Source organism: Undibacterium sp. Xuan67W (assembly GCF_049340165.1).
Taxonomy (GTDB): Bacteria; Pseudomonadota; Gammaproteobacteria; order Burkholderiales; family Burkholderiaceae_D; genus Undibacterium.
Window position 1 is genome coordinate 1 of record NZ_JBMPPN010000001.1, and the last position, 17,429, is coordinate 17,429.

A 17,429-nucleotide genomic window follows, 5' to 3' on the forward strand; every position below is an offset into this window, starting at 1 on the left:
GAGTTTATTCAGCCAGGGCAGCCGCAGCAGAACGCCTACGTTGAACGCTACAACCGGACGGTGCGCTACGATTGGCTGGCGCACCACCTGTTTGATTCGCTCGAAGAGATCCAAGATTTTGCCACCAACTGGTTATGGACTTACAATCACGACCGGCCCAACACGGGCATCGGCGGCATCACCCCGAAACAGAAACTCGCACTTGCCGCATAGCCTCTACTCATAGCTCGCGCTAAAAATGGGGGGATTACCGTTCCGTCTCTAAAAGACGTCTTTCTGATATCAACGCCCGCCGACTTTCTAACGCTCTGGATGCAGCGATAGCCAGTTGGCTTAATATTTCCCTTTGAAAGGTGGTAAGCGACTTTGGCTCTCTATCGATAACGCATAAGGTACCAACCCTTGAACCATCGCTCAATTTCAAAGGAGCGCCTGCATAAAAACGAATATCAGGATTACCTTTCACGAGGGGGGTTGTCAAAAAACGAAAGTCCGCAGTCGCATCAGGAACTTCAAGTATGTCATCGCTTAATATTGCATGTGAACAGAATGCAACATCCCTTGCTGTCTCGCTCACCCCGGGCAACCCAACATTCGCCTTAAACCATTGGCGCTCGGTGTCAACCAGGCTGAGTAATGAAATTGGTGTGCCGCAAACAGCACTTGCCACTTTGATCAATGCATCAAATTCGTCCTCAGCGGCGGTATCTAAAACTCCAAGATGATGTAACGCACGCAGCCTAATATCTTCATCGCGTGGTTTAGGGGCGGAAAGCATAAGATCACCTCATCAAATAAAAATTAAGTCTCAAAAATAAGAAAATTTTATGTTTCTTCAATCAAACAATATATAGGCTTGCTGTTTGGCGCGCTAGATTTTCACGCCGCAGATTGAAAATCAATGTAAAGCTACGTATTAGTTTGTTAATACTTTCCAACAAATTGACGTTTAGATTAGTCAACTAACCCTCAGGCTCAGCAGAGTAGCGTGGCCATTTTCTATTTTTGGCTTCTTACTAGACTCAAATATTCAGAAGGCATGGGCAGCCGCCACATTGTCAAAAATGGTTGCAAATAGTAAATAATTCGTTTCTTCAAACGAAATATGTTTTAATCACTCGCAAAGTGTTTTACGCGAACGACGAAGTATGTGTATTGAAAACTGACTAAGGAGCGGATATGAATGTATTGAAACGCAATAATGTTCGTGTTATCGGCGATAAGGGGCCAACACTCTTATATGCACATGGCTTTGGTTGCAGTCAGCGAATGTGGGATCGCGTCACTCCTGCGTTTGCGTCAACGAATACACAAATTCTGTTCGACTATGTGGGAAGTGGTGCATCCGATCTATCTGAATTTGACGAACACCGTTATTCCAGCTTGCAGGGATATGTGCAAGATTTGCTGGACGTTTGTGATGAACTAAAACTTGAGTCAGATGTGACTTTTGTTGGACACTCTGTCAGCAGCAGTGTAGGTTTGCTAGCCTCTATCGAAAGACCGAAGCTATTCAAAGAAATGGTACTAATTGGCCCTTCTCCCTGCTTCTTAAACCTGCCACCTGAATACCAAGGTGGTTTTAACCGTGAAGACTTGGAAGAGCTCCTAGCGTTGATGGACCAAAATTATCTTGGCTGGGCAAACTATTTAGGATCAGTAGTTGCCGGTAAATCTGGGGGGGGGGGAAGCATATCCAGTGAGCTAACGAATAGTTTTTGCTCAACAGATCCCCGCGCCGCTCGTGTCTTCGCAAAGACGACTTTTTTTGCCGATAATCGAAGCGATCTTCCGCTGGTGACTTGCCCAAGTCTCATACTTCAACATAGCGAAGACGCTCTTGCGCCCCTTAGCATCGGTGAATATATGCATCACCATTTACCAAAAAGCACTCTAAAAGTACTCAATGTCGCAGGGCATTGCGGGCATATGAGTCATCCATATTTAGTGATTGATGCGATGCGAAATTATTTTAACGCACTGCCTTCAAGCATTCCCAACTAGCAGAATAACGACGTGGAGTTCATTGACCAATTACCCTGCTGCGTTTTAATTACAAACGAAAAAGGCATCGTAATCGATGTTAACGCAGGGCTATTGGCGACGGTCGGCATCGAAGATAGTGCCTTAATAGGTCAGTCAATGGATCTTCTTTTTCCACCTGCAGGATGCATATTTTTGCAGACACACATTTGGCCGATGTTGTTAAAAAATGGGCAGGTAAAAGAAATATATTTGAAAATGTTGGATAAAAATGGTGGGCGAATACCTGTCATGTTTAACTGCTCACGCAGTAAATACCAATCAGTAGATTGCTATATTTGGCTATTATTTGTCGCACAAGAACGCAGTAAATTTGAAGCTGAGTTAATTACTGCTCGCAACCTCGCCGAGTCATCAAAAAAAGAATTAGAAAAAAAAGAACTGTTTATCAAAACCATTACGGATGCGACTCCCGCGTTAGTAGGATATTGGGACAAAAATTTAGTCTGTCAATTTGCCAACCAATCCTATGTCAGCTGGTTTGGAAAACCTACAAATCAGATCATCGGTCACTCATTGCCGGAGTTACTTGGTGAACGCTTAATGGCGAGCAATCAAGGATACGTTGACGCCGTATTACGGGGCGAAAAACAAATATTTGAGCGTATCCTAACTAAAGCCGATGGCAGCATCGGCTACGGGATGGCGCATTACATTCCAGACTTCAATCGCAGCAAAACTGTTATTGGTTTTTTTGTCTTGGTGAGTGATATAACTTCTTTAAAAAATGCAGAAAATGAACTGCATATGGCGGCAAGCGTTTTTCAGAATACGATCGAAGGTATTATGGTCACAGACGCTGATGCGGTCATCCTGTCAGTCAATCCGGCGTTTACACAAATCACTGGATACTCAGCAGAAGAAGCTATCGGTAAAACACCAAAATTGTTTGAATCAACAAAACACGACTCCAGCTTTCACGAGGATATTTGGGAAGCCATTTCAACGAGAGGAATGTGGGAAGGCGAGGTCTGGAACCAGCGCAAGAATGGTGACGTTTATCCGCAAAGGCAAACCATCACCAGAATATTGGGAAATGTTGGGGTGCCTACTAGATATGTCTCTATATTTAACGATATTTCTGATCGCTGGTATCGCGACGAAACCATCAGAAAACTTGCCTTGCAAGACGCACTTACCGGACTGCCTAACAGGCCTTTACTGATGGAACGACTTCATCAACTATTGGCTAAAACTGATCGTGAAAAACGAAACATTTCGGTTATGTTTCTTGACCTTGACCAGTTCAAAAATGTAAATGACAGCCTTGGCCACGAAGCTGGTGACATCTTATTAAAAGAGGTCGCAAAAAAACTGTTGGCACAAGTCCGCAAAACTGACACTGTTTCCAGACTCGGCGGGGATGAATTCGTCATATTGCTGGACAATCCGTCAAGTCAGCAGGAGGTAGTACAAATAGCTCACCGGATTATTACTAGTATCAACATACCTTTTCATATTGATGAAAACACTGCCAAAATAGGTACATCCATCGGGATCGCCGTGTATCCGGATGACGGCATCACGGCAGAAGAACTTATTAAGAGTGCAGACAAGGCAATGTACAAGGCAAAGGAAGGTGGCAAAAATAGATATTGTTTTCTCGAACTTCCATTACGTTAAAACATAGCGCCTATCCAAGAATTGTCTGCCTCCACTGGTCCGGTACTGTTACGCCCTTTCGCAAATTGCTATCTGCATAGACATAGAACAATTCGCCCGAAATCAAATGCTCATCGCCGATATAAATCTCAACAATAAACTGCATTGAAGAGTTGCCAATCGCAACACAGCGCACGCCAATGTCCAGAACATCATCAAATCGCGCTGGCGCCATGTACTCAATGCTCGCTTTACGGGCAAACAATTCTTTCCCCTCGCTTGCCTGCAACAAGGCGTTTGGCAAACCAGTAGCGCGCCAGTATTCGGTGAACGCGACATCGAAATAGGTCAGATAATGACCGTTAAAAACGATCCCCTGCATATCGACCTCCACCCACCGCACCCGCAAAGAATGGAAGAAATCAAAATCCTGTCGTGCCATATCAGTTATCCAGGAAGCCGCGTATCAGTTGGTTGATGCGGGCAGGTTGTTCGTGAATGATCCAGTGACTGCCTTCCGGAATACGGATCACCTGCAGATCAGGGATAAAATCTTCCAGGCCATCGAGCAAGGTTTTTGGCAGTGCTTTATCGTTCTCACCCCAAATCACCCGGACCGGCACCTTGACACGAAAATCCGCAGGGTTCAGTTGCAGTTTTAATGGTCCCTGATTGGTGTCAGTCGGTGGATGTAAAGGTGAAGCACGGTAATAATTAACGCCACCTCGCAAACCGCGTGACCAGCACTCATGGTATCTGGCCCGCGTTGCGGTGTCGAACCACGCAGCTTGCGGCTGTCCCATGCCATTAAAAAATCCTTCGATCAAAGCAAAATCATCTTTAGCCAAAGCATTCTCGGAACCCTCGGCGCGCAGCCAATTCATGTATTCGCTCGCTGATTTTTGGGACGTATTGCTGCTGAGCGCCTGCATAAACAAGTACGGGTGCGGCGAGTTGATGATAATGAGTTTTTCCAGCATCTGCGGTAAGGCAATCGCAAAATTCCAGCAGATCGCACCACCCCAGTCATGCGCAACGATAGTTGCTTTTTCATAGCCTAAATGCTCTATCAATAGCCGCAGATCATCGACGATGTGTTTGGCCTTGTAGGCACCCAGATCAGTCGGCATATCAGATAAATTAAAGCCGCGCAGGTCTGGGGCAACGGCAAAATAATCTTGCCCAAACTCTTCCAGCTGCGCCGCCCATTCATACCAAAACTCAGGGAAGCCATGAACAAATAACAGTAGCGGCTTAGCTGCATCGCCAGCACTTGCATAATGCAGGCGTGTTCCGTTTTTGAGCGTGGCGAATTGATTCGACTGGATGAGTGATTGCATAGGACTCTGCTTTGTGACGTTGTTGTTGAACGATACCGTAACGTTAATTCAGGCTACAGGGTATTGTGCTCTCTGTTTGTTCTTGCAGATTTTATCAAGTGTTCTGTCCTGTTTTGAGCGTGCACCCGATCAAATTTACTGAGACTTGGCCACGTTTTTTTGGACAAACTTCAATTAACTCACCCTCTACGAAAACCATATACTCCCCTACTAATCAACAAATAATATGCCATTACCGCATATTTTTATTGGTGGCGACAAATATACTAGACAGGAGTATATGGAATTACTGAGGATGGCGACGTACTATTCCGCTTTAAGTCGGGCACGTAACATGTCGCGGATATGAGGCGCAGCTTTATACGGATCACCAGGATTACGTTGCGTGATGATGTCTTCCATGCGTTCCTGCACATTACCTAAGGCGGCGGGATGCGAGTAGATATAGAACTGTCCATCGCTGATCGCCTTGAACGTTTTTTCCGCGACTTCTGCTGCCGTGACTTTGCCTGATGACACTGCTTTATCGGACATCGCTTGTGATGCGCGCTGACTGGCCGTCGGTGCGGAAGCCTGCACGTCATCAGGACGATTACGCTGTGATTGACTGATGCCTGTCGGTACAAAATACGGGCAAAGGACCGATGCACCAATCGGTGCCTCGACCAGACTCAGATCCTGAAACAAGGTTTCCGACAGCGAAACAACGGCATGTTTAGAGACGTTGTAGACGCCCATCGTTGGCGCATTTAATAAGCCTGCCATTGATGCGGTATTCACGATATGACCTTCATAATCCGGATCCGTTTTGGCACATGCCAGCATCAGTGGCGTGAAGATACGTACGCCATGAATCACACCCCATAGATTTACGCCCAATACCCATTCCCAGTCAGCCTGCGTATTCTCCCAAATCAAACCGCCAGAGCCAACACCAGCATTATTGAAGACCAGATGCACGGCACCAAATTTTTCAATCGTTGCGTCGGCTAGTGCCTGCACCTCGGCGGCATGACGCACATCACAACGCTGAATTAAGACTTGGGCGCCAAGCGCTTCGACTTCTGCCTTCACTTTATCGAGCGCGTCTTGCTGAACATCGGCGAGCACCAGTTTCATACCAAGTTTGGCACCGATCAAAGCGAATTCGCGACCAAAACCACTGCCACCACCGGTAATTACTGCAACTTTGTTTTGAAAATTTTTCATAGAGATCTCTCGTTGATCAATTACTTTATTGCGTGTTTTAAAAGAAATCGGCTTTGGCTTATTTCTTTATTCCTGAGTGCGTTGATTACGTTGATTGCTTACTCTGCACGCTTCATCTGAAAGCCGACCCGTGGAAAATGCACAACCACGGCCCCAGCACGCTCATCAATGCGTCTGACCGCAAATTCATTGGCACTTGCGCACACAAGCTCACCGGCAACCGGATCCAGTGCGTAATCCGTCGGCATGATGGCAACCATCTCACCCAAGGCAATTCCATGCGTATCAAGCAGTGAGGCGTCGGATAGCAATGGCATTGTGCTATGAGCAAGCTCGATTGCCTCTGTGCTACGCATTTTTTCTGGATGCCCCTGACCAAAAGCAGCGACTTTATCCATCCAAGTCAATGTCAGCGGATAGGCATCCAATATACCTGCAACTGCAGGAACCCGACGAATAAACCAAAGCGCATGATAAGTAGAAAAATCCGCGATGCTGGCATCAGCTCCAAGCAAGAATGCGGAACCCTGACTCAACATATCTTCGATACGGCGGAGGTATTCCAGCAATTGACCTGTCGCCTCTGGCAAGGACATGCGGGGTGCACCGGCACGCATTGCTGCGCGATCGGCACCGAAAGCTTTCATTTGCTCGGGAGTGATATCACCGAGAATGCCAGACATCGCAGCGGGCTGAAATGTGTACGCGATCGCCGTCCAGAATAAGCTTGTATCAGCCCATTGCGCCACTGTTCTTGACAGTCCGGCGATCGCTGGCGGATACAGGCTTGGTACCGGTGCGATACGCTCCAGTACATCGGCAATCAAAGCAGTATCGCAATAAATATCAGCACCGATCTGCATGACAGGGGTGCGGCGATATCCGCCAGTCAGCGCGGTGACATCAGGTTTAGGCATGATTGACGGAATCATGACGGATTTCCATGCTAGGTTCTTGAAGCCAAAAATCAGGCGGATTTTTTCCGAAAATGGAGAAACCGGATAGTGGTGAAAAATAATCTCTGACATGTTTAGTCCTTACGTCTACGCCACATTTTTACCCCATCCTTTATTAATCTAGCATTGACAGTATTAACAAAGGAAAGGAATTTGATTAAAGACTTGCGCTAATTGAGCTTGACCAATTGCTTACCGAAGTTTTTACCTTTTAACAAACCAAGGAACGCATCAGGTGCCGCCGCCAAGTTGGGTGCAACCGATTCGCGGAATTTCAATTTACCTGTAGCGACCAGCGTGCCTAATTCCTTAAGTCCTTGTGGCCATAAATCCATATGTTCGGACACGATGAAACCACGCATGGTCAACCGCATCGTCAATAACACACGGGTATTTTTGATCGGTAAAGGCTCACCGTCATAGCCTGCAATCATGCCGCACAAAGCGATGCGACCAAAGGCGTTCATACGCGCCAGGCAAGCGTCGAAAATTTCGCCGCCAACGTTTTCAAATACAGCGTCAATACCATTCGGTGTCGCGGCAGCCAGATCAGCTTGCAGATTACCGGCTTTATAATCGATGCAGGCATCAAAGCCAAGTTCATTCACGACATACGCACATTTCTCGGCACCACCAGCAATACCGACTGCGCGGCAACCGCGTAATTTAGCCAGCTGACCGACGACACTGCCCACCGCACCACTGGCGGCGGAGACGACGATTGTTTCGCCTTCTTTGGCTTGCATGATTTGCGTTAAACCATACCAGGCTGTCATGCCGGGCATACCGACTGATCCGAGGTAGGCGGATAATGGAATATGGGTCGTATCTACTTTGCGCAACAAAACGCCATCGGACACGCCCATTTCTGCCCAACCGAGCATGCCAACGACTTTATCGCCGACCGCAAATTTAGGATTATTCGTCGCCACAATTTCACCGACCGTACCACCGATCATGGTCTCGCCAATTGCCTGTGGTGCGGCATAACTTTTTGCATCCTCCATGCGCATGCGCATATAAGGATCAAGCGACAAAAAATGATTGCGTACTAATACTTCGCCATCTTTAATGTCAGGAACGGGGACAGATTCCAAGCGAAAATTATCGACTTTGACTTCACCAGCAGGACGGGATGCCAGAACGATGCGCTGAAAATTACCAGTTGTTACGTTACTCATATTGATCTCATTTCATCAAGTGATTAGCCAATGCCTGAAACGCACGATAGGTGATGGGATCACTCGCGCCGTTTGCGGCTATGGGGTGGGAAGAAAATTTAACGATGACCATTTCAGCCACCGGGTCTATGTAAATACGCTGACCATGAATACCGCGCGCTTCAAATGTGTTGTGATTGTTATGGCCTATCCACCACATATTGCGATAGGAATAACCGGGTATGGTGGCGTAACCAGCCTTGGCAAATTTAGTCTTGTCGCCACCCTTACGAATATCCTCGACAGCTACTTTTGGCAGAATCTGCTGTCCGTTAAATTTACCGTCAAGACGCATCATTTCACCAAAACGTGCCATGTCGCGCAAAGTGAGATTCAGTCCGCCGCCGCCCTGCTCTGTGCCTATGCTATCAACAGCAAAATAGGCGTCGTTATCGACACCGAGCTTTTGCCAGATACGTTCAGACAACAAATCTGACAGGGACTTGCCGCTGGCGCGCTTAATGATCCAGGCGAGCACTTCGGCATTGACGGTCTTGTAAGCGAAAGCCTCATCGTGGTTACCTTCTTTTTTTAATTTCATCAAAAAGTCGTAAAACGTTTTTGGGCCATCATATGTCGGTGCAGTTGGGAGCGACCCGCCTGAGCGAGCGTAGTCCCAGATTTCTGCTTTCGGATCGGCATAATTTTCTGAATACTGAACACCGATTGTCATGTCCATGACCTGACGCACGGTCGCATCACCGTACGCAGTTCCCTTCAACTCAGGCAGATAGGTAGTCACTTGAGCAGAGGGATCAAGCGTGCCTTCAACTGCCATTGTCGCGGCCAGCGTACCGACAAAAGATTTGGTCACCGACATCGCAATGTGCGGCAATTGGGGCTTACTAATACCGAAGTATTTTTCGTACACGACTTTACCTTTGTGCATTACCAATACACTATCGGTATAAGTCAGATTCAGCATATCTGCCCAGGTCGCCGTCACACCTTTATCATCGGTAAAACTGATGCCATCCAGATTGGCAGGCGCTTGCGGCAACACTGAGGCTGGCAAATGACCATGCCAGACATTCGATGTCGGACCTAGCTCTCGTCCATGCGAAAATGACCAGCGAGTACGTGGAAATTGATAGTTGCTGCCATTACTGAATTTAATGACTTTGTCTGGTGCAGGAGGAAAACCTTGCATCCATCCCAGCGATTTTGGATCGGTGCTTGCCGGATCCGGCAAGGCAGTTTGTGCAGTCGCGCTACCGAATGTGGCGGCCATCAATCCCCCCAGGATGATCTTCAAGCTCATGTTGAAACGTGATGAAAAATACCTTGGATGATTCTGTTCGGGCATGTTGTCTCCTCTTTCCATTCATGTGGATTTATCAGGACTTGCTTCTACTTTGTAATCAACTACTAATCGTGCACTTACACTAATCACTACCGTAAAGTTTTTTCATGTTCTCGCCCGACTTCAGGCGACGCAGATATTTAAACGTACCCATGGATTTGGCGATGAGTTTGTCTCCGTTCCATATTTCCCCTTCGCAAAAACACATGGTAGTAGAGCGATGAAAGGCAAAGCCGCGCGCTTCGATGCGACCACCGGGGACGCCACCTGGCTGTAGAAAAGTCGTTTTCATTTCGACCGTGACAACGCCCTTTAGATCATCGCTCAATGAACGCCCCGCCATCGCCATGACGACGTCAAGCATGGTCATCATGACCCCGCCATGCGTGATTTGCCAGCTGTTCATGTGACGCTCTGACAGGTCGAGCGCGATCTTGGCGCGACCATTTGCCATTTCCAAAAACTCGACACCCATATCGTGTAAAAACGGATTGAGTGCCGGACTAGGCTGCGCGATTGGTAAGCTCATAAAGTATCCGTAGTCTGTGCTGCAATGAGAATGCGTGTATTACTGGTTTAGCTAGTGTGCTTACAGTGAGGGCCGAGAGTGCTAATCTCGCCCCGTCTGCGCATACACGCTGCTAACCCGGTCAGGCATGCTTGGTTGTTACACAGCGCATTACACAGCGGAGACACCGCCATCGACCGCGAGAGTCTGGCCAGTAATATGTTTGCCGGCGTCGGAGGCGAACAGCAGGGCAACACCTTTCAGATCCTCATCATCGCCGATACGTTGTAGCGGCGCTTCTTTGGCGAGTTTTTCTTCACCCAGATGTTCGAGTATGCCCTTGGTCATTTTGGACGGGAAGAACCCTGGTGCTATCGCATTTACCGTAATGCCATATACGCCCCACTCACCTGCCAGAGCACGAGTGAAATTGATGACAGCGGCTTTAGACGTATTGTAGGCAATGGTTTGCATGGTGCCGGGAGCATTGCCAGAGAGACCCGCAATGGATGCGATGTTGATGATGCGGCCGTGCTTACGCGGAATCATCGAACGCTTACCCACTTCTTGCGACAACAAAAAGATACTACGGATATTTAGGTTCATGACCTTGTCCCAGGCCTCAGCCGGGTGATCTTCCGCAGGCGAACCCCACGTTGCACCCGCATTATTGATCAGGATATCGATGTGACCCAAGCGCGCCAATGCTTCATCGACCAACGGTTTGACACTGCCGTCCTTACCCAGATCGGCGGCAATGGCGGTAGCATCAATTCCACGGGCCTTAAGATGAGCAACCGCCTCGTCGAGATCGGACTGCTTGCGCGAGGACACAATGACTTTAGCGCCTTGTTCACCGAGGGCCTCAGCCATTTGCAGGCCAAGACCACGGGAGCCGCCAGTGATCAGTGCGGTCTTGCCTTTAAGATCGAATAATTGTTGTGTCGTGCGTGCAGCTGTACTCATATTTGTCTCCGATTATTTTTTATAAAGTGTGTGATGTACAAAAAATGCAACTCAATAGATCGCTCAATATCAGAACCAGTCGTCCTGCATATCCAGGGTGGTCGTATCCAGACTCGCCAATAAATCTAGCTGCTGATGTACCTTCGGCAGTTCCCATTGGAAGAAATACTTGCACGCCTGTAGTTTGCCAGCATAAAAATTTGCGTCATGGTGGGCCTCTTTGCCGGTCGATAATAAGGCTTGCTCCAGCCAGATCCAAGCAACAACGCTATGACCAAAAGCTTCCAGATAAAGAGACGCGTTTGCCAGTGTTTTGTTCAGGTCGCCAGCGCCATACAATTGTTGCGTCACCATCGCAATCCGGCGTAAAGCCAGCGACAAGGCCTGCGCATAATCAGACAAGGCCGGTTGCGCGGCAGCGCGGCTAATTGTGGCTTGTATCTCAGCACCCAAAGCCTTAAACGCGGCACCATCCTGCATGACAACTTTACGTCCCAGCAGATCAAGCCCTTGAATACCATGTGTCCCCTCGTGAATCGGATTCAGGCGATTGTCACGATAGAATTGCTCAACATTATATTCACGGGTATAGCCATAGCCACCATGGATCTGGATCGCAAGGCTATTCGCTTCGAGGCACCATTGAGATGGCCAGGATTTAGCAATCGGGGTAAGTATGTCGAGCAGTAATAAGGCATGCGCTCTTGCTTCCGGTGCCGGGGCACTACGCTCTTCGTCGACCAGTCGCGCGCAATATAAATTTAGTGCCAGACCACCTTCGACATAAGCTTTTTGCGCAAGCAGCATGCGTTTAACGTCGGTGTGCTGAATAATTGGTAATTGCGCTGTAGCTGGATTTTTGGCTTGCGGATTACGGCCTTGCGGGCGATTTCGTGCGTAGTCCAGTGAATGCAGATAACCGGTGTAGCCGAGCATGACGGCGCCCAGACCGACACCAATACGTGCCTCATTCATCATGTGGAACATGTTCGCCAGTCCCTTGTGTAAAGTACCGACCAGATAGCCGATTGCCCCAGCTTTGCCTTGCGGTTTGAACTTGCCCTCGCCGAAATTCAGCAGGCAATTAGTCGTGCCGCGATACCCCATTTTATGGTTAAGCCCCGCCAGCACAACATCATTACGTTCGCCGAGAGAACCATCTTTGTTCACCAGTTTTTTCGGCACGATGAACAATGAAATACCTTTGACACCCGGAATCAGCTTACCGTTTTCATCCGGGACTTTTGCGAGCACCAGATGCACGATGTTCTCTGACAATTCGTGTTCGCCGGCGGAGATCCACATCTTGTTACCTGTCAGCCTGAAGCTGCCATCTCCTTGAGGCTCGGCGCGTGTCACGATATCAGACAGGCTAGAACCCGCTTGCGGCTCAGACAGGCACATTGTGCCAAAGTAGCGCCCTTCCAGCATTGGCTTGGCGAAGAGTTCTATCTGTTCCGGCGTGCCACATTTCATCAGTGTATTGGCATTACCGATCGTCAGAAACGGGTAAGAAGAAGTACCGACGTTTGCGCCTTTAAAATACGCAAATCCCGCTTTTTCGACTACGCATGGCAACTGCATACCGCCCAGCTCAAAGTCCTGCCCGGCAGCCATCAAGCCGGCGTCACAAAAGGCATTTAATGCCGTCTTTACTTCAGAAATAATATGCACGACCTCGCCATCAAAATGCGGCTCGTTCTGGTCATTTTTTTTGTTATGCGGTGCAAATAATTCAGTGGCGATCTGTTCGCAGGTATCAAGCGCAGCGTTGAAAGTTTCACGATTGTGATCAGCAAAACGTTCACGCTGATTTAAAGATTCGACATTCAGCCATTCATACAGCAAAAAATCGAGGTCACGACGGGGGATGATTTTTGATTGCATAGCGGGTCAGATATTGGGCGTTGGCAGGACGATAAATCGTTCTTGCCTTTAAAAAAAGCAAGACAGGCGTTTCCCGTCTTGCTCGTCTTTATTTCTATCTCATGGTGTCGCAGTGAAGTTAATCACTAAAGCTAATCAGTCGCTTAACGATTACACCACTTCAAACAAGCCAGCCGCACCTTGACCGCCGCCGATACACATAGTGATGACCACAAATTTTGCACCGCGACGCTTACCTTCAATTAAGGCATGACCAGTCAGACGCGCGCCAGATACGCCATAAGGATGGCCCACTGCAATCGCACCGCCATTGACATTTAACTTATCCATCGGGATGCCAAGCTTGTCTGCGCAATATAGTACCTGTACAGCAAACGCTTCATTCAATTCCCACAGGCCGATATCTTCTACCTTAAGACCGGCTTTTTTCAGTAATTTTGGAATCGCATAGACTGGACCGATACCCATTTCATCTGGCTCACAACCGGCAATCGCAAAGCCACGGAAAATACCGAGTGGCTGCAAACCTTTCGCTTCAGCGACTTTACTATTCATTAAAATTGCAACAGATGCACCGTCAGAGAATTGACTTGCGTTACCGGCAGAGATTACGCCACCAGGCACAGCGGAGCGGATTTTCGATACGGCTTCTAATGTTGTGTCCGGACGAATACCTTCATCTGCGGAAATAGTAACTTCTTTACTGATCAGCATGCCTGTCGCCTTATCGGCAACACCCATGATTGTCGTCATCGGGACGATTTCAGCATTAAACAAACCTGCCGCCTGGGCGGCAGCGGCGCGCAACTGGCTTTGCACACCATATTCGTCCTGGCGATCGCGAGCGATGTTATAACGCTTGGCGACAGTTTCGGCAGTTTGTAGCATAGGCCAGTACACTTCAGGCTTATGTTGCTTTAACCATGGATCAATGATCATGTGCGTATTTGCTTCATTCTGTACGCAAGAGATGGACTCAACACCACCAGCGGCGTAGATATCGCCTTCGCCAGCAATAATACGTTGTGCTGCCAGAGCAATAGTTTGCAAGCCAGAAGAACAGAAACGATTCACCGTCATCCCAGCCGTTGTCACCGGACATCCGCCACGTAAGGCGATTTGACGTGCAATATTGCTACCCGTAGCGCCTTCAGGCGTTGCGCACCCCATGATCACATCTTCTACTTCTGCCGCATCAATCTTCGCGCGCTCTATCGCTGCGCTCAATACATGACCTCCCATGGTGGCGCCATGGGTCATATTGAATGCGCCTTTCCAGGATTTTGCGAGGCCGGTACGTGCGGTGGATACGATGACAGCATCAGACATGTGAGTCTCCTAATAGATTTAGTTTAATAATTTTGAATGAAGTGACGATTACAACGAGCTTGGCAATACTGAAGCAACGGCGTTTTCAGGCAAGTAAAAAAGACGGCTGACCACGCTTTTAAAATAGCTGAATATGAGAATAGCATATTTTTAGTACGACCGTTCGCAAAAAAATAAAGTAATTTTTATGATGTTTTTGGGCAAATAAACCGCAAACAACAGCAAACGTAAGTTTCTGTAAGTTTCAAGAAAGCATGCCGTAAGTTTCAGCTTGCACACTCAACTTGCGCAAAAACTAAGTCTGGCTATTTCGGACTCAAGTTTGCCTACAACTTTAAAACATAATAGGAGACAAGCATGGCGACAGCACAAGCAGCGTCAGGCGGTATGACGGCTGAAGAGCGTAAAGTTATTTTCGCATCTTCACTGGGTACTGTATTTGAATGGTACGACTTTTATCTGTATGGCTCACTCGCAGCCATCATTGCAAAACAGTTTTTCGCAGGTACCGATCCAAATACGGCATTTATTTTTGCTTTATTGGCTTTTGCAGCGGGCTTTATTGTTCGTCCTTTTGGCGCATTGGTGTTTGGGCGTCTGGGTGACATGATTGGCCGTAAATATACCTTCCTAGTCACGATCCTGATCATGGGTGGTTCGACTTTCTGTGTCGGCTTATTACCAAACTATGCCTCCATTGGTATTGCCGCACCGATTATTCTTGTGTCATTACGTATATTGCAGGGTCTGGCACTCGGCGGTGAATATGGTGGTGCTGCAACTTATGTTGCTGAGCACGCGCCTCACGGCAAACGCGGTGCGTTCACTGCATGGATTCAGACAACGGCGACATTGGGTTTATTCCTATCACTGATGGTGATTCTGGGTACACGTACAGCAATTGGCGAAGAGGAATTTTCGGCTTGGGGCTGGCGCGTTCCTTTCCTGGTGTCCGTATTCCTGCTGGCAATTTCAGTATGGATACGCTTGTCCATGAATGAATCCCCAGCTTTTGCAAAAATGAAAGCAGAAGGCAAAACATCTAAAGCACCTTTGACAGAATCTTTCGGTCAATGGAAAAACCTGAAAATCGTTATTCTGGCTCTGGTCGGTTTAACAGCAGGTCAGGCAGTTGTCTGGTACACAGGTCAGTTCTATGCGCTGTTCTTCCTGCAACAAACATTGAAAGTAGATGGCGCTACTGCCAATATTCTTATCGCTGCTTCTCTTGTTATTGGCACGCCATTCTTCCTTGTTTTTGGCTCTTTGTCTGACAAAATTGGTCGTAAGCCTATCATCTTGGCAGGTTGCCTGATCGCTGCATTGACTTACTTTCCGATATTTAGTGCATTGACGCACTATGCAAATCCAGCGCTGGAAAATGCGCTGAAAAACGCACCGGTGGTAGTCACAGCGGATCCTGCCGATTGCCAGTTCCAGTTTAACCCAACTGGTACGAAGAAATTTACTTCTTCCTGCGATATCGTCAAAGCGAAACTGGCATCGGCCTCTGTCAACTACTCGAATGAAATCGCCGCTCCTGGCACGGCAGCCTCTGTCAAGGTCGGAGATAAGGTGATTCAGTCGTATAGCTCTACAGGCTTGCCAAAAGAAGAAGCCGCAGCAAAAGATAAAGCATTCTCTAAAGAATTTGCTGATGCGATTAAAGCTGCTGGCTACCCTGCTAAAGCCGATCCGACGCAAATCGACAAACCTATGGTCTTGTTACTGCTGACGATTTTGGTTTTGTATGTAACCATGGTGTACGGTCCTATTGCTGCAATGCTGGTAGAAATGTTCCCAACACGCATTCGCTACACATCAATGTCTCTGCCATATCACATCGGCAACGGCTGGTTTGGTGGTTTGTTACCGACAACGGCATTTGCACTGGTTGCGTTCAAAGGTGATATTTACTACGGTCTGTGGTATCCAATCATCATCGCTCTGGCAACTTTTGTGATCGGCACCTTGTTCATTAAAGAAACCAAAGACAATGATATTTATGCGGCAGATTAAGCACTGCAAACTGTAAGACAAAAAGCCGTCAAATTTGACGGCTTTTTTTGTAGCTATTCATTGAATCCGAAGCTCTTTTTAAAACTGATAATCCATGACCAGTTCAACTACTCCCTGCTCCGAAATCAATGTAGTCTGACTACCGACAACGAGCGATACCTTATCTTTGATATGCCCAAAAGGCAGTCTGGTAATGATAGGAACAGAAATAACAGACCGTAGATAGCGGATCATTTCATCAAAATTATAGCCATTGTCATGCGGCGCTAATTTATACGCAGAAAAGTTTCCAAAAATGATCGCTTTTTGCCTCGCCAAAACTCCGGCAAAATGTAGCTGTAACATCATGCGCTCTACGCGGTACGGATGCTCAGCAATATCCTCTACAAACAAAATACCTTGTTCAATTTGCGGGAAATAAGGAGTTCCCGTCAGATGCGTCAGCATAGCAAGATTGCCCCCCCAAAGTACTCCGCTGACGAGGACATCATCGGCATCTGCAGAATCAAATCTCACCGTATGTCGCTGCTGCCGGACACAATCGAAAAAACTTGTTAAGGTGAACTCACTCAGGTCTTCTCTGGTGAAGTCATCACAAAGCATGGGGCCTGCAACACTCGACTTATTCTCATCAGCTAGCAAGGCCATTTGCAAGGCTGTAAAGTCACTGTGACCCACAAAACATTTGCCACTGTTCGCTAATTTTTTGTAATCTAAAAGTGGCAATAAACGCGAAAGTCCATAACTGCCACGCAATGCCATCACGATGTCGACGTCTGGATGATCTGCTGCCGCATGAATCTGAGCAACCCGTCCGGCATCTGTCGCGGCGAAGCGCTGAAATTTTTGATCTGGCTGATAAAAATTATATACACGCAACCCTGATTTTTTCAGAGCCTGTACTCCTCGCTCTACGGCTACATCATCAATCGCACCGCCGCTGACACCGACAATCGCAATGCCTGGCTCACGTCTTGATGAATCTGGGATAGGAAAATCAATCGTCATGAATAATCCTGAATGAAATGATTAGCGATGATGCCATCC

The 17,429-nt window shown here is 47.7% G+C and carries 16 protein-coding genes; 4 read left to right on the top strand and 12 right to left on the bottom strand.

Going from position 1 to position 17,429, the window contains the following annotated elements:
• A partial coding sequence (locus ACO0LE_RS00005) for an integrase core domain-containing protein (RefSeq protein WP_422958383.1) occupies nucleotides 1-213 on the top strand: 213 nt, incomplete at its 5' end.
• Nucleotides 214-247: 34 nt separating this feature from the next.
• Here the strand turns inward: ACO0LE_RS00005 and ACO0LE_RS00010 are convergent.
• Nucleotides 248-778 carry a GAF domain-containing protein gene (locus ACO0LE_RS00010; protein ID WP_422958384.1) on the bottom strand — a complete coding sequence of 177 codons (531 nt, stop codon included), beginning with the start codon at nucleotides 776-778 and terminating at the stop codon, nucleotides 248-250.
• A 401-nt stretch (nucleotides 779-1,179) separates the two neighbouring features.
• Between ACO0LE_RS00010 and ACO0LE_RS00015 the strand changes: the two genes are divergently transcribed.
• The gene (locus ACO0LE_RS00015) at nucleotides 1,180-2,004 is read left to right on the top strand and encodes an alpha/beta fold hydrolase (RefSeq protein WP_422958385.1); all 825 of its coding nucleotides are present in this window, start codon (nucleotides 1,180-1,182) and stop codon (nucleotides 2,002-2,004) included.
• Nucleotides 2,005-2,016: 12 nt separating this feature from the next.
• Nucleotides 2,017-3,666, top strand: coding sequence for a diguanylate cyclase domain-containing protein (locus ACO0LE_RS00020; RefSeq protein WP_422958386.1), 1,650 nt, complete (start codon nucleotides 2,017-2,019; stop codon nucleotides 3,664-3,666).
• A gap of 10 nt (nucleotides 3,667-3,676) precedes the next feature.
• On the opposite strand, the gene ACO0LE_RS00025 is transcribed toward ACO0LE_RS00020, so the two are convergent.
• From ACO0LE_RS00025 to ACO0LE_RS00070, 10 genes are all read right to left on the bottom strand, one after another.
• Nucleotides 3,677-4,087, bottom strand: a complete 411-nt coding sequence (locus ACO0LE_RS00025; RefSeq protein ID WP_422958387.1) for an acyl-CoA thioesterase — start codon at nucleotides 4,085-4,087, stop codon at nucleotides 3,677-3,679.
• A 1-nt stretch (nucleotide 4,088) separates the two neighbouring features.
• Nucleotides 4,089-4,985, bottom strand: a complete 897-nt coding sequence (locus ACO0LE_RS00030) for an alpha/beta fold hydrolase (protein ID WP_422958388.1) — start codon at nucleotides 4,983-4,985, stop codon at nucleotides 4,089-4,091.
• 306 nt (nucleotides 4,986-5,291) lie between these two features.
• Nucleotides 5,292-6,194, bottom strand: a complete 903-nt coding sequence (locus ACO0LE_RS00035) for an SDR family oxidoreductase (RefSeq protein ID WP_422958389.1) — start codon at nucleotides 6,192-6,194, stop codon at nucleotides 5,292-5,294.
• 98 nt (nucleotides 6,195-6,292) lie between these two features.
• Nucleotides 6,293-7,222: a glutathione S-transferase family protein gene (locus ACO0LE_RS00040; RefSeq protein WP_422958390.1), complete on the bottom strand. Its 930-nt coding sequence runs from the start codon at nucleotides 7,220-7,222 to the stop codon at nucleotides 6,293-6,295.
• Nucleotides 7,223-7,320: 98 nt separating this feature from the next.
• Nucleotides 7,321-8,331, bottom strand: coding sequence for an NADP-dependent oxidoreductase (locus ACO0LE_RS00045; protein WP_422958391.1), 1,011 nt, complete (start codon nucleotides 8,329-8,331; stop codon nucleotides 7,321-7,323).
• Nucleotides 8,332-8,338: 7 nt separating this feature from the next.
• Complete coding sequence (locus ACO0LE_RS00050) at nucleotides 8,339-9,601, bottom strand: serine hydrolase domain-containing protein (RefSeq protein WP_422958683.1); 1,263 nt, start codon at nucleotides 9,599-9,601, stop codon at nucleotides 8,339-8,341.
• Nucleotides 9,602-9,755: 154 nt separating this feature from the next.
• Entirely contained in the window at nucleotides 9,756-10,202 is a 447-nt protein-coding gene (locus ACO0LE_RS00055) for a PaaI family thioesterase (protein ID WP_422958392.1), read from the bottom strand.
• Between the two features lie 150 nt (nucleotides 10,203-10,352).
• On the bottom strand, nucleotides 10,353-11,147 hold the full coding sequence (locus ACO0LE_RS00060) for an SDR family oxidoreductase (protein ID WP_422958393.1): 795 nt from the start codon (nucleotides 11,145-11,147) through the stop codon (nucleotides 10,353-10,355).
• A 69-nt stretch (nucleotides 11,148-11,216) separates the two neighbouring features.
• Nucleotides 11,217-13,034, bottom strand: coding sequence for an acyl-CoA dehydrogenase (locus tag ACO0LE_RS00065; RefSeq protein WP_422958394.1), 1,818 nt, complete (start codon nucleotides 13,032-13,034; stop codon nucleotides 11,217-11,219).
• 150 nt (nucleotides 13,035-13,184) lie between these two features.
• Complete coding sequence (locus ACO0LE_RS00070; protein ID WP_422958395.1) at nucleotides 13,185-14,363, bottom strand: acetyl-CoA C-acyltransferase; 1,179 nt, start codon at nucleotides 14,361-14,363, stop codon at nucleotides 13,185-13,187.
• A 357-nt stretch (nucleotides 14,364-14,720) separates the two neighbouring features.
• Between ACO0LE_RS00070 and ACO0LE_RS00075 the strand changes: the two genes are divergently transcribed.
• On the top strand, nucleotides 14,721-16,382 hold the full coding sequence (locus tag ACO0LE_RS00075) for an MFS transporter (protein ID WP_422958396.1): 1,662 nt from the start codon (nucleotides 14,721-14,723) through the stop codon (nucleotides 16,380-16,382).
• A gap of 78 nt (nucleotides 16,383-16,460) precedes the next feature.
• On the opposite strand, the gene ACO0LE_RS00080 is transcribed toward ACO0LE_RS00075, so the two are convergent.
• Nucleotides 16,461-17,390 (bottom strand): LD-carboxypeptidase, encoded by a 930-nt coding sequence (locus ACO0LE_RS00080; protein WP_422958397.1) that lies wholly within the window; start codon nucleotides 17,388-17,390, stop codon nucleotides 16,461-16,463.
• Nucleotides 17,391-17,429: the final 39 nt, after the last annotated feature.

Excerpts from the sequence above, each read along its gene's own strand:
- ACO0LE_RS00010 (WP_422958384.1), bottom strand. The coding sequence starts at position 778 with ATGCTTTCCGCCCCTAAACCACGCGATGAAGATATTAGGCTGCGTGCG.
- ACO0LE_RS00015 (WP_422958385.1), top strand. The coding sequence starts at position 1,180 with ATGAATGTATTGAAACGCAATAATGTTCGTGTTATCGGCGATAAGGGG.
- ACO0LE_RS00025 (WP_422958387.1), bottom strand. The coding sequence starts at position 4,087 with ATGGCACGACAGGATTTTGATTTCTTCCATTCTTTGCGGGTGCGGTGG.
- ACO0LE_RS00030 (WP_422958388.1), bottom strand. The coding sequence starts at position 4,985 with ATGCAATCACTCATCCAGTCGAATCAATTCGCCACGCTCAAAAACGGA.
- ACO0LE_RS00035 (WP_422958389.1), bottom strand. The coding sequence starts at position 6,194 with ATGAAAAATTTTCAAAACAAAGTTGCAGTAATTACCGGTGGTGGCAGT.
- ACO0LE_RS00040 (WP_422958390.1), bottom strand. The coding sequence starts at position 7,222 with ATGTCAGAGATTATTTTTCACCACTATCCGGTTTCTCCATTTTCGGAA.
- ACO0LE_RS00045 (WP_422958391.1), bottom strand. The coding sequence starts at position 8,331 with ATGAGTAACGTAACAACTGGTAATTTTCAGCGCATCGTTCTGGCATCC.
- ACO0LE_RS00050 (WP_422958683.1), bottom strand. The coding sequence starts at position 9,601 with ATGGCCGCCACATTCGGTAGCGCGACTGCACAAACTGCCTTGCCGGAT.
- ACO0LE_RS00055 (WP_422958392.1), bottom strand. The coding sequence starts at position 10,202 with ATGAGCTTACCAATCGCGCAGCCTAGTCCGGCACTCAATCCGTTTTTA.
- ACO0LE_RS00060 (WP_422958393.1), bottom strand. The coding sequence starts at position 11,147 with ATGAGTACAGCTGCACGCACGACACAACAATTATTCGATCTTAAAGGC.
- ACO0LE_RS00065 (WP_422958394.1), bottom strand. The coding sequence starts at position 13,034 with ATGCAATCAAAAATCATCCCCCGTCGTGACCTCGATTTTTTGCTGTAT.
- ACO0LE_RS00070 (WP_422958395.1), bottom strand. The coding sequence starts at position 14,363 with ATGTCTGATGCTGTCATCGTATCCACCGCACGTACCGGCCTCGCAAAA.
- ACO0LE_RS00075 (WP_422958396.1), top strand. The coding sequence starts at position 14,721 with ATGGCGACAGCACAAGCAGCGTCAGGCGGTATGACGGCTGAAGAGCGT.
- ACO0LE_RS00080 (WP_422958397.1), bottom strand. The coding sequence starts at position 17,390 with ATGACGATTGATTTTCCTATCCCAGATTCATCAAGACGTGAGCCAGGC.